Origin of the sequence: Kitasatospora sp. NPDC048286 (genome assembly GCF_043201735.1) — a bacterium.
In the GTDB taxonomy this organism is placed as follows: Bacteria; Actinomycetota; Actinomycetes; order Streptomycetales; family Streptomycetaceae; genus Kitasatospora.
Map to the genome: position 1 here is coordinate 246,421 of NZ_JBICZE010000010.1, position 12,090 is coordinate 258,510.

Annotated in this window: 11 protein-coding genes; 9 read left to right on the forward strand and 2 right to left on the reverse strand. The window is 72.8% G+C overall.

The window, feature by feature from the left end:
- Positions 1-70 precede the first annotated feature (70 nt).
- From ACGF13_RS24840 to ACGF13_RS24870, 7 genes are all read left to right on the forward strand, one after another.
- Positions 71-1,426, forward strand: coding sequence for an ABC transporter substrate-binding protein (locus tag ACGF13_RS24840; RefSeq protein WP_392878627.1), 1,356 nt, complete (start codon positions 71-73; stop codon positions 1,424-1,426).
- Positions 1,427-1,453: 27 nt separating this feature from the next.
- Positions 1,454-2,470: a carbohydrate ABC transporter permease gene (locus ACGF13_RS24845; protein WP_392878629.1), complete on the forward strand. Its 1,017-nt coding sequence runs from the start codon at positions 1,454-1,456 to the stop codon at positions 2,468-2,470.
- 20 nt (positions 2,471-2,490) lie between these two features.
- A complete protein-coding gene (locus ACGF13_RS24850) occupies positions 2,491-3,399 on the forward strand; it encodes a carbohydrate ABC transporter permease (protein ID WP_392878631.1) in 909 nt (302 codons plus the stop codon).
- Positions 3,399-4,688, forward strand: coding sequence for a 6-phospho-beta-glucosidase (locus tag ACGF13_RS24855; RefSeq protein ID WP_392878632.1), 1,290 nt, complete (start codon positions 3,399-3,401; stop codon positions 4,686-4,688). Before ACGF13_RS24850 ends, ACGF13_RS24855 begins: the two co-directional genes overlap by 1 nt.
- A gap of 172 nt (positions 4,689-4,860) precedes the next feature.
- Positions 4,861-5,880, forward strand: a complete 1,020-nt coding sequence (locus tag ACGF13_RS24860; protein ID WP_392878634.1) for an N-acetylglucosamine kinase — start codon at positions 4,861-4,863, stop codon at positions 5,878-5,880.
- 124 nt (positions 5,881-6,004) lie between these two features.
- Entirely contained in the window at positions 6,005-6,730 is a 726-nt protein-coding gene (locus ACGF13_RS24865) for a hypothetical protein (RefSeq protein ID WP_392878636.1), read from the forward strand.
- A 342-nt stretch (positions 6,731-7,072) separates the two neighbouring features.
- Complete coding sequence (locus tag ACGF13_RS24870; protein WP_392878638.1) at positions 7,073-8,173, forward strand: hypothetical protein; 1,101 nt, start codon at positions 7,073-7,075, stop codon at positions 8,171-8,173.
- Between the two features lie 74 nt (positions 8,174-8,247).
- On the opposite strand, the gene ACGF13_RS24875 is transcribed toward ACGF13_RS24870, so the two are convergent.
- Positions 8,248-8,904: a response regulator gene (locus ACGF13_RS24875; RefSeq protein WP_392878641.1), complete on the reverse strand. Its 657-nt coding sequence runs from the start codon at positions 8,902-8,904 to the stop codon at positions 8,248-8,250.
- Positions 8,901-10,139 (reverse strand): sensor histidine kinase, encoded by a 1,239-nt coding sequence (locus tag ACGF13_RS24880; protein ID WP_392878643.1) that lies wholly within the window; start codon positions 10,137-10,139, stop codon positions 8,901-8,903. Before ACGF13_RS24880 ends, ACGF13_RS24875 begins: the two co-directional genes overlap by 4 nt.
- A 134-nt stretch (positions 10,140-10,273) precedes the next feature.
- On the opposite strand from ACGF13_RS24880, the gene ACGF13_RS24885 reads away from it, so the two are divergent.
- Positions 10,274-11,185, forward strand: coding sequence for an ABC transporter ATP-binding protein (locus tag ACGF13_RS24885; protein ID WP_392878645.1), 912 nt, complete (start codon positions 10,274-10,276; stop codon positions 11,183-11,185).
- Positions 11,182-12,039 carry an ABC transporter permease gene (locus tag ACGF13_RS24890; RefSeq protein ID WP_392878647.1) on the forward strand — a complete coding sequence of 286 codons (858 nt, stop codon included), beginning with the start codon at positions 11,182-11,184 and terminating at the stop codon, positions 12,037-12,039. The genes ACGF13_RS24885 and ACGF13_RS24890 overlap by 4 nt, the downstream gene beginning before the upstream one ends.
- The last annotated feature ends 51 nt before the right edge of the window (positions 12,040-12,090 follow it).

Below are 12,090 nucleotides of genomic sequence, written 5' to 3' on the forward strand. Positions count from 1 at the left end.
TCTCCCCAACCCCCGAACGCGGGACCCGAGGCAACGAGGCCTGCCCGCGCACCCCCAGGAGGATCCCGAAGTGCACGCCACCACGTCCCGCAGAGGCCGTCGCACCATCGCCGCCGTCGCCGGCAGCGCCGTCCTGGCCCTGCTCGCCTCCGCCTGCACCGGGTCCAGCGACGCGGGCGGCAACGACGACTCGGCCAGCGGCAAGGACGTCACCATCACCTTCTGGCACGGCTGGAGCCAGGAGAACGAGGTCAAGGCGATCAACGACAACATCGCCGCGTTCGAGAAGACCCACCCGAACATCCACGTCAAGGCGGTGGACAGCCTCTCGGACGACAAGGTCAACCAGGCCCTGCGGGCGGGCGGCGCGGACGCGCCGGACGTGGTGTCCTCCTTCACCACCAACAACGTCGGCATGTTCTGCTCGACCAAGGCCTTCGTCGACCTCAAGCCGCTGCTCCAGAAGAGCGGCATCGACCCGGCCAAGACCTTCCCGGCGACGATGCTCGACTACACCCAGTTCCAGGGCAACCAGTGCTCGCTGCCGCTGCTCGGCGACGCGTACGGCCTGTACTACAACAAGAAGGCCTTCGCCGCCGCCGGCATCGCCAACCCGCCGAAGACCTTCAGCGAGTTCGCCGACGCCGCCGCCAAGCTGACCGCCCCCGACGGCGACTCGTACAAGCAGCTGGGCTTCATGCCGCTGTACCACGGCTACGAGTCCACCACCGAGCACTACCTCGGCCAGTACGGTGCGAGCTACTTCGGCCCCGACGGCAAGTCGAACCTCGCCACCGACCCGAAGGTCGCCGCGATGCTCACGTGGCAGAAGGGCATGGTCGACCAGCTCGGCGGCTACGCCAAGCTGGAGAAGTACCGCGCCACCTTCGGTGAGGAGTTCAGCGCCAAGAACCCCTTCAACACCGGCCAGGTCGCGATGATCATGGACGGCGAGTGGCGCACCGCCTCGCTCGCCAAGGACAAGCCCGACTTCGAGTGGGCCACCGCCGCCTTCCCCGTCCCGGACGACCAGGCCGACACCTACGGCCGCGGCTACCAGACCGGCACCATCGTCGGCATCGCCGGCACCAGCAAGAAGCAGGCCGCCGCCTGGGAGTTCGTCAAGTACCTGACCACGGACACCGACGCGGTGGTGAACTTCGCCAACGCGATCCACAACGTGCCGAGCACCTTCGCCGCGCTCGACTCGCCGAAGCTGGTCAGCGACGCGAACTTCAAGACCTTCCTGGACGTCGCCAAGAACGCCCACTCCAGCACCACCCCGCCGGCCGTCAACGGCGGCTCCTACATCACCACCCTGCAGAACCTCGGCTACGACTACGAGTCCGGCAAGCAGGGCGACCTCGCCGCGGGCCTGGCCGCCACGGCCAAGCAGATCGACACCGACATCGCCCAGGCCAAGTAAGGGCCGGGAACGGTCCACGGAGCTCCCATGTCACTCGCGTTCGGCACCCGCAAGGGCAACGGCGACCAGGCCGACGCGGGACCGACCGGCCCGGCGGCGCCCTCCACGCAGCACCTGCTGCGCCGGAAGCGCCGCCGGGCGGCGGCCCGCACCATCGCCTTCCTCTCCCCCTGGCTGATCGGGTTCAGCGTCTTCTTCGTCTACCCGCTGGTCTCCACCGTCTACTTCTCCTTCACCTCCTACAACGGCTTCGGCAGCCCGACCTTCAGCGGCCTGAAGAACTGGGACTACGTCTTCAACCACCTGCCGACCTTCTGGCAGGGCCTGCGCAACACCCTGTGGCTGGTCGTCGTGATGGTGAGCCTGCGGGTCGCCTTCGGCCTGGGCCTCGGGATGCTCATCACCAAGGTGAAGACCGGCGCCGGCTTCTTCCGCACCGCGTTCTACCTGCCGTACCTGGCCCCGCCGGTGGCCGCGACCGTCGCCTTCGCCTTCCTGTTCAACCCCGGCACCGGCCCGGTCAACCACCTGCTGGGCGAGCTCGGCCTGCCGCAGCCCGGCTGGTTCGCCTCCGAGGACTGGTCCAAGCCCGCGCTCACCCTGCTCGCCATGTGGGGCGTCGGCGACCTGATGGTCATCTTCATGGCCTCGTTGCTGGACGTCCCCAAGGAGCAGTACGAGGCGGCCGAGCTGGACGGCGCCGGCCCCTTCCAGCGGTTCCGGTACGTCACCCTGCCGAACATCTCGCCGATCATCATGTTCGCGGTGGTCACCGGGGTGATCCAGACCATGCAGTACTACACCCAGGCGATCGTCGCCGGGAAGGTCGCCAGCGGCATCGCGGGGGGCTCCGGCCAGCAGTTCGAGCCCGGCTACCCCGGCGGCTCCACCTGGACCCTGCCGCAGATGGTCTACAAGCTCGGCTTCCAGACCTACAACTACGGCGCGGCCTGCGTCGTCGCCGTGGTGCTGTTCGCCATCTCGATGGCCGTCACCTCGATCCTGCTCCGCCGCCGCTCCGGCTTCATGGCGAGCGACGACTAGCGGCCCGGGAGGACCCGATCATGACCCTTGGCACCACACTCACCAAGGGGCCGGCCACGGCCGTCCCCACCCGGTCCGGCGGCCCCGCCGCCCGGGCCGCCCGGCGCCGCGCGTTCCTCAACTGGGTGGCCGTGCACACGGTGGCGATCGCCGCCGCGCTGTTCTTCCTGCTGCCCTTCGTGTTCGTCTTCCTCACCTCGGTGATGTCGGACGGGCAGGCGCTCACCACCGACTACTGGCCGACCGACTGGAACTGGGGCAACTACGGCAAGGTCTGGGACACGCCCGGCTTCCTCACCTGGTGGCGCAACACCCTGCTGTACGCCGGTCTCGGCACCCTGCTGACCGTGGTCTCCAGCCTCCCGGTGGCCTACGCGCTCGCCAAGTTCCGCTTCCGCGGCCGCAACCTGGCGCTGATGGCGGTCATCGCGATGATGATGCTGCCCCCGCAGGTCACCGTCATCCCGATGTTCCTGTTCTGGTCCAAGCAGATGGGCATGGACGGCTCGCTGTGGCCGCTGATCATCCCGATGGCCTTCGGCGACGCGTTCTCCATCTTCCTGCTGCGCCAGTTCCTGATGACCATCCCCAAGGAGTACCTCGAGGCCGCCCGGGTGGACGGCTGCGGTGACCTGCGCACCCTGCTGCGGGTGGTGCTGCCGATGGCCAAGCCGGCCATCGCGGCGGTCGCGCTGTTCCAGTTCTTCTACTGCTGGAACGACTACTTCGGCCCGCAGATCTACGCCAGCAACAACCACCAGGCCTGGACCCTCAGTTACGGACTGGAGTCCTTCAAGGCCGCGCACCACACCAACTGGAACCTCACCATGGCCGCCACCCTGCTGGTGATGGCGCCGGTGATCGTCCTCTTCTTCTTCGCTCAGAAGGCCTTCATCGAAGGCGTGACACTGACAGGGGTCAAGGGCTGATGTCCGCACTGAAGTTGGCAATCGTCGGCGGGGGTTCGACGTACACCCCGGAGCTGATCGACGGCTTCGCCCGGCTGCGCGACTCCCTGCCGATCGGCGAGCTGGTGCTGATCGACCCGGCGGCCGAGCGCCTGGAGCTGATCGGCGGCCTCGCCCGGCGGATCTTCGCGAAGCAGGGGCACTCCGCCGTCGTCACCGTCACCACGGACCTGGCGGCGGGCGTCGCCGGCGCCGACGCCGTACTGCTCCAGCTGCGTGTCGGCGGGCAGGCGGCGCGCAACCAGGACGAGACCTGGCCGCTGGAGTGCGGCTGCGTCGGGCAGGAGACCACCGGCGCCGGCGGGCTCGCCAAGGCGCTGCGCACCGTTCCGGTGGTGCTGGACATCGCCGAGCAGGTGCGCCGGACCAACCCGGACGCCTGGATCGTGGACTTCACCAACCCGGTCGGCATCGTCACCCGCGCCCTGCAGACCGCCGGCCACAAGGCCGTCGGGCTGTGCAACGTCGCGATCGGCTTCCAGCGCAAGTTCGCCGGGCACCTGGGTGTGGACCCGGAGCTGGTCCGGCTCGACCACGTCGGGCTCAACCACCTGACCTGGGAGCGCGGGGTGACCCTGCTGGACGCCCCGGGCGCCGCGGGCGGGCGCGAGGTGCTCCCCGAGCTGCTGGCCTCGCACGGCAAGGAGATCGCCGAGGACCTCCACCTGCCGCAGGCCGTGATCGAGCGGCTCGGCGTGGTGCCGTCCTACTACCTGCGGTACTTCTACCAGCACGACGCGGTGGTGGCGGAGCTGAAGGAGCAGGGCTCGCGGGCCGCGCAGGTGGCCGAGATCGAGCGGCAGCTGCTGGAGCTGTACGCCGACCCGGCCCTGGACACCAAGCCCGAGCTGCTCGGCAAGCGCGGCGGCGCCTTCTACTCGGAGGCCGCCGTCCAGCTGATCGCCGCGCTGCTCGGCACCGGCGGCGGGACCTCCGTGCAGGTGGTGAACACCCGCAACGACGGCGTGCTGCCCTTCCTGCCGGACGACGCCGTGATCGAGGTCCCGGCGGAGGTGGACGCGCGGGGCGTGCGCCCGCTGCCGCAGCGGCCCGTCGAGCCGCTGTACGCCGGCCTGATCGCCGCCGTCACCTCGTACGAGCACCTCGCCCTGGACGCCGCCCTGCGCGGCGGCCGCGACCGGGTCTTCGACGCCCTGCTCGCCCACCCGCTGGTCGGCCAGATCGAACTCGCCGACCAGCTCACGGACCGGCTGCTCGCCCACAACCGCGAGCACCTCGCCTGGGCCTGACCTGCGCCCGCCGGCTGCCCGCCCGCCGGCCCGAGAAGGCCGCGGGCGGGCGCCGCGAGGAGACCGTCCACCCCCGGCCGGGGACCCTTCGGCCGGGCTCCCCGGCCGCGACCACGGCCGGGCACCCGGCCGACGACCACGGCCCGGGCCACGTACGAGCCGCGGGGACCTGATGACCCACCAACCCGAACCACTCCTGCCCGGCGTCCTCGCCATAGACGCGGGGAACTCCAAGACCGACGTCGCCCTGATCGGCGCGGACGGCAGCATCCTCGGCACCGCCCGCGGCGGCGGCTTCGCACCGCAGAAGATCGGCGGCGCCGCGGCGGTCGCCGGCCTGGCCCCGCTGGTCGAGCAGGCCGCCGCCGCGGCCGGCCACCCGGCCTGGAGCGGCGTGCTCACCAGCCACGTCAGTGCCTGCCTGGCCAACGCCGACCTGCCGGTCGAGGAGGAGGCCCTGCGCGTGGCGCTGGAGTCCCACCCCTGGGGGGCCGGCAACACCGTCGTCAACGACACCTTCGGCCTGCTGCGGGCCGGCACCGACGGCCCGCTCGGGGTCGCGGTGGTCTGCGGCGCCGGGATCAACTGCGTCGGCCTGCTGCCGGACGGCCGCACCGCCCGCTTCCCCGCCCTCGGCGAGCTCACCGGCGACTGGGGCGGCGGCTCCGGGCTCGCCGTCGCCAGCATGTGGCACGCCGTCCGCGCGGAGGACGGGCGCGGCGGCCCGACCGGGCTCGCCCGGGCCATCGCCGAGCACTTCGGCCTGCCCAGCGCCGGCGCCGTCGCCGAGGCCGTCCACCTCGGGCACCTGCCGAACGCCCGGCTGCACGAGATCACCCGGGTGCTGTTCGCCGTCGCGGGCGAGGGCGACGCGGTGGCCCTGAAGCTGATCGACCGCCAGGCCGACGAGATCGTCCGGCTCGCGGTGGTGGCGCTCCGGCGCCTGCAGCTGCTGGACACCCCGGCCCCGGTGGTGCTGGGCGGCGGCGTTCTCGCCTCCCGGCAACCGCTGCTGCTGGACAACCTGACCGCCCGGCTCGCCGAGGCCGCGCCGCTGGCCGAGCCGCGGGTCGTCGTCGCCCCGCCGGTGCTGGGCGCGGCGCTGCTCGGCCTGGACCACCTGGCGGCGGGCGCCGAGGCGCAGGCCCGGGTGCGGGAGGCGTACGAGGCGGGCCGGCCGGTCGCGGTCTGACACCCGCTCAACAGCTTCCCTCCCCCGCCGGATCCGCACATCCGACGGGGGAGGGAACCGCGGTCCCGGCCCCGGCGTGTCAGGTGATTACCGACCACCGCCACCGCCCGGGGAGACTGGTGCCATGGCCACGCCCCGCATGCTCCTCGCCGCCGCCCTGCTGGTCTGCGGCACCGCCGCCGCCCTCACCGGCTGCACGCCCGCCGACTCCGGCTCCACGGTGGCCGCCGCCTCCGCCGCCGCGCTGGCCGACGAGGGCGCGGACGACCTGCTGGACGAGGACGACGGGTTCCTCTTCGAGGAGGACGACGAGGAGGCCTACTCGCCCGCGGCCGGCCCGGTCGGGGGTGCCTCCTCCGCCTCCGCCGCCTCTCCCGACGGGGCCTCCGGTGGGGCCTCCGCCGCTTCGTCCGCCGCTTCGTCTGCCGCTTCGTCCGCCACTTCGTCCGCCGCGACCTCCGCCGTGGCCGAGTGTGCCGTGCCCACCGAACGCCCCGGCCACCAGGTCCTGCTCGTCGTCGCCGCCGGCCCGGCCGAACTCACCGCCGGCCCGGCCCGCTTCAGCTGCGGCTCCGCCCGCTACGAGTCCGCCGGCAGCCCCGTCCACTACGGCTTCGCGGCGGCGGGCGTGACGGCGACCCTCGTCGACGGCCCGCACGACGGCCCGCACGACGCCCCGGCCGCGGCCGTCCCCCTCGACGAGCTGATCGCCCACCTCGACGACTGCCTCGCCGAGCGCGAGCCGGCCGAACCGTACGGCTGCCACGGCAACGCCTACGACGTCGTACTGGACTCCCACGGCCGGATCATGCGGATCGCCGAGGTCGGAGGCCCCTCGGGCACGCCCTGACGGCGCTCCGCCGGCCCATACGGTGTAGAGCCGCCTCTCAACTGTTGGTATTCCGCTGCGCTACGCGCATCGACCGGGCCGCAGCAGGGGGCTTTTGACGTTCTATACGTCCACGCGGGCCTTCCTTGGGGCTGGTCTTACCTTCTCCGTCGTTGACCCGGTTTCGGCGCCGATGCTTTGCTTCCGGCCTCGGCGGTGACCGGCCTCCGATCCCCACGCCACTGACGGTCCTTGGCGGACCGTCGGCTCGCCGGCCTGCCGCCGTCGCTCCTCCCACGTCGTCCCCCACAGTGCCGTCGCGCCGTACCCGGGCGCGGCCGACACCAGAGAGGAACCCTCACGATGGGCATCTCCACCACCTCCCGCCGGATGCGGCTGCGGGCCCTGACCGGGCTCAGTGCCCTCGCGCTGGCCGCCGCCGGCTTCGCCGCCGCCCCGGCCGCCCAGGCCGCCCAGGACGACCGGCCGGCCGGTGAGTTCGCCGGACAGCCGCACCCCTACCGGCACGGCGCGCACCCGACCAAGGAGGCCGGCAACTCGGCCAAGCCGGCGGCCGCCAACCTCCACTACGGCGGCGGCGTGGACGGCATCGGCGTCACCACCGGCGCGCCGAAGGTCTACCTGATCTTCTGGGGCTCCCAGTGGGGCACCCAGGGCACCAACTCCGCCGGCTACACCACGCTGTCGGGCGACCCGAAGGGCGAGGCCGTCCGGGCGCAGCAGCTGTTCAAGGGCCTCGGCACCAACAACGAGACCTGGTCCGGCGTCATGACCCAGTACTGCGAGGGCGTCGCCGCGGGCGCGACCAGCTGCCCGACCGGATCCACCCACGTCGGCTACCCGACCGGCGGCGCGCTGGCCGGCGTCTGGGTCGACGAGTCCGCCGCCGCGCCGAGCCAGGCCAGCGGCTTCCAGCTGGCCTCCGAGGCCGTGAAGGCCGCCGGGCACTTCGGCAACACCACCGCCGCCTCCAACCGCAACGCGCAGTACGTGGTGCTGTCGCCGACCGGCACCCACCCGGACGGCTTCAACACCCCGAACGGCGGCTTCTGCGCCTGGCACGACTACAACGGCGACACCACCCTGTCCGGCGGCGCCGCCCCCTCCCCGTACGGTGACGTGGCGTTCACCAACGACCCGTACGTGACCGACATGGGCACCTCCTGCGGCCAGAACTACGTCAACAGCGGCAGCGCGGGCACCCTGGACGGCGTGACCATCGTGTACGGCCACGAGTACTCGGAGACCATCACCGACCAGAACCCGGCGGGCGGCTGGACCGACTCGACCGGCTACGAGAACGCCGACAAGTGCTCCTGGAACGGCGTCGGCGGGACGGGCGGCGCGCAGAACGTGACGTTCGCGACGGGCTCCTTCGCCATGCAGGGCACCTGGTCGAACGGCGTCAGCGGGTGCCAGGTCTCGCACGCGATCGTGCACTGACGACGCTGAGATCCTGAGCGCCGGAGATCCGGAGCGCCGGGGTGGGCCGTACGGGCCCGCCCCGGCGCTTGTCGTCACGGGGCGACCAGACCGAACTCGTAGGCCTGGATGACCAGATGGACCCGGTCGCGGGCGCCGAGCTTGGTGAACAGCCGGGCGACGTGGGCCTTGGCGGTGGCCACGCTGATGGTGAGCTCCGCGGCGATCTCGGTGTTGGACAGGCCCCGGCCGACCAGGGTGAGCACCTCGCGCTCGCGCTCGGTGACGGCCTCGGCGACGGGCCTGCGGGGCCGGGCCGGGCCCTGCGGGCGGGCGGCGAACTCGCCGATCAGCCGGCGGGTGATGCCGGGGGCCAGCAGGGCGTCCCCGGCGGCGACCACCCGGATGCCGTCCAGGATGGTCTCCAGGGAGAGGTCCTTGACCAGGAAGCCGCTCGCCCCGGCGCGCAGCGCGCCGTACACGTAGTCGTCGTCGTCGAAGGTGGTGAGGACGAGGACGTGGGTGGGCAGGTCCGGGTCGGCGGTGATCCGGCGGGTGGCCTCGATGCCGTCCGTGCCTGGCATCCGGATGTCCATGACGGCGACGTCGGGGCGCAGCCGGGCCACCAGTTCGACGGCCTCGGCGCCATCGCCGGCCTCGCCGACCACCTCCAGGTCGGGGGCGTCGGCGATCAGCACCCGCAGGCCGGTGCGGATGAGCGGCTGGTCGTCGGCCAGGACGACGCGGATCACGGCGCCACCTCCAGGGCGGTCTCGGCGCGGGTCTCGGCGGGCGTCCCACCGGGCGCCTCGGCGGGCACCTGCTCGGGGAGCGGCAGTCGGGCGGCGACCAGGAAGCCGCCCTCGGAGCGCGGGCCGGCGCTGAACTCGCCGTGCAGCAGGGCGACCCGCTCGCGCATGCCGGCCAGGCCGTAGCCGCTGCCGGGGGTCGTGGTGGGCACCCCGGCGCCCTGGTCGACGACGGTGACGGCGAGTTCCCGGGATCCGTACTCGACGGTGACGTGGCAGTCGCGGGTGCCGGCGTGCTTGACCACGTTGGTGACCGCCTCCTGGACGATCCGGTAGGCGGCCAGGTCCACCTCGGGCGGCAGGGTACGGGCCGCGCCGCGCCGGGTGAGCGCCACCCGCACCCCGGCGCCCGCCGCCCTCGCCACCATCCGGTCCAACTCGCCCAGCCCGGGCGCCACTTCGAGTGGCGCGGACTCCCCCTCGCCCTCCCGCAGCGCGCCGAGCATCCGGCGCAGCCCGGCCAGGGTCTCCCGACTGGTGGCCTCGATCGCGGTGAGCGCGTTGCGGGTCTCGGCGGGCTGGGTGTCCATGACCCGGCTGCCCATGCCGGCCTGGATCGCGATGATGCCGATGTTGTGGGCCACCATGTCGTGCAACTCGCGGGCGATCCGCAGCCGTTCGGCGGTGATGGCCTGCTCGGCGGCCCGGCCGCGCAGCGCCTCGGTGTGGGCGCGGCCCTGGTGCACGGTGTTGCCGACCAGCCAGGCGATCAGCACGGTCGCGGCGAAGCCCGCGTAGGCGAGCGGGTTGACGGGGTAGCCCTCGACGGCGCCCCAGGCCAGCAGTCCGGCGAGGGTGGCGAGCGGCAGGGCCAGGGCGCTCAGCGAGACCCGCCGGGAGCGGGTGGCCGCGCAGTAGCCGACCACCGAGTCGGCGATCAGGAACTGGAGCGGCCCGGTCTCCGGGACGCCCCACATCCCGAACGCGAAGACGGCACCCGCGAGCGCCACCGCGATGGCCAGCAGCGGCAGCCGGACCAGCAGCGCCGCGACCAGGGTGGTGACCACCGCGGTGACCACCAGCGGCATGTCCTCGGGGTTGCCGTGGTAGTCGAACAGGTGGCGCAGCTCGTCCTCGCGCGTGAAGAACCGGAACACCACCAGGGACGTCCACAGCGCACCCACCCACACGCCCGCGGGCAGACGCCTGAGCAGCGGCGGACGGTGTTCGGTGATCATGACGCGATGGTAGCGGCGGGCCGGGAGACGGCACATCGGCCCGGGGGCGTAATCCCCGGGGCCAGTGCGGTGGCCCGCGGTTGTGTCCCGCGGCCCGATGTCCGGGGCGGGGCGCGGGCGGCAGCGTTGTCGCCGTGATCGAGATCGAGCGACTGACCAAGCGGTACGGCGCCACCACGGCCGTCGACCGGCTGACCTTCACCGTACGACCGGGTACGGTGACCGGCTTCCTCGGCCCCAACGGCGCCGGCAAGTCCACCACCCTGCGGATGATCCTGGGCCTCAACACCCCCACCGCGGGCACCGTCACCGTGGCCGGGGTGCCCTTCGCCGGCCGGCCGCGCGGCCTGCGGCACGTCGGCGCCCTGCTGGACGCGGGCGACGTGCACGGCGGACGCAGCGCCCGGGCGCACCTGTCGGCGCTGGCCAGGAGCAACCGCATCCCGCTCGGGCGGGTGGACGAGGTGCTGGCCGAGGTCGGCCTCGGCAAGGCCGCCGGGCGGCGGATCGGCGGCTACTCGCTGGGCATGAAGCAGCGCCTGGGCATCGCCGGCGCGCTGCTCGGCGACCCTCCGGTGCTGCTGTTCGACGAGCCGCTGAACGGGCTGGACCCGGAGGGCGTGCTCTGGGTGCGCGGGCTGTTCCGGCGGCTCGCGGACGAGGGGCGCACGGTGTTCGTCTCCAGCCACATGATGGCGGAGATGGAACACACCGCGGACCGGCTGGTGGTGATCGGCCGCGGCCGCCTCATCGCGGACGAGGGCCTGGCGGAGTTCTCGGCCCGCGACGCGGCCTCCTCGGTGGCCGTACGGGCACCCGAACTCCCCGCGCTGGCCGAGGCGTTGCGCGCCGAGGGAGCGGAAGTACGGCTGACGGAGCCGCGGTTCGGGATCGTCACGGGGATGCCGGCCGCGCGGATCGGCGAACTCGCGCTGCGGCACGGCGTGGTGCTGCACGAACTGGCCGCCCGGACGTCGTCGCTGGAGTCGGCGTTCATGTCCCTGACCGCCGACAGTGTCGAGTACCCGGCTGGAGACGCCCGATGAGCACCACGACCCCTGGCCGCACCGCCGGTTCCACCGCGGACCCGGCACCGCGTTTCCTCGACCTGCTCGCCGCCGAGTGGATCAAGCTGCGCTCGCTGCGCTCCACCTACTGGGTGCTGGCGCTGGCATCGCTGGTGGCGATCGCGGTCGACGTGAACGCCGTCCACACCGACCTGACGTACATCGACCACCCGCCGCCGCGGATGCCCGGCCAGCCGCCGTACACATACGACCCGCTGTTCCACGGCCTCAGCGGCATCGCGAGCGACCTGATGGCAATCGCGGCCGGCAGCCTCGGGGCGATCACCGTGTTCGGCGAGTACACCACCGGCCTGATCCGCACCACCTTCGCCGCCGTGCCGGACCGGCGTGCCGTGATCGCGGCCAAGGTGCTGCTGATCGGCGGGATCACCGCGCTCGCCGGGCTGGTGGTCTCGACGGTGTCCTTCTTCACCGTCAACGCGATGCTGGCCTCCCGGCACGTCGGCCTCTCCGTCACCGACGACGGCTGCCTGCGGGCCGTGCTCGGCTTCGCGGCGATCGTGCCGGTCTGCGCGCTGATCGGGATGGCGCTGGGCGCGCTGCTGCGGCACGCCACCGCCTCGATCGTCTCGCTGGTGCTGGTGCTGTTCATCCTGCCGATGCTGTTCGGCGGGGACCGCTACCGGTGGCTGAAGGAGATCGGCACCCACCTGCCGACGGCCACCGTGCAGCGGCTCACCATCAACCCCGCCTCCACGGCCACGATGGGGAAGTACGCGCCGAGCGTGCTGGACTCGTGGATCACCATGGGGGCGTGGGGCGTGGCCGCGGTGGTGGTGACGGTGGCCGTGGTGCGGCGCCGGGACGTGTGAATCCACCTCCTCGGGCCAGGGCGTGGCCTGCTTGGCCCGGGTCCAGGCCTG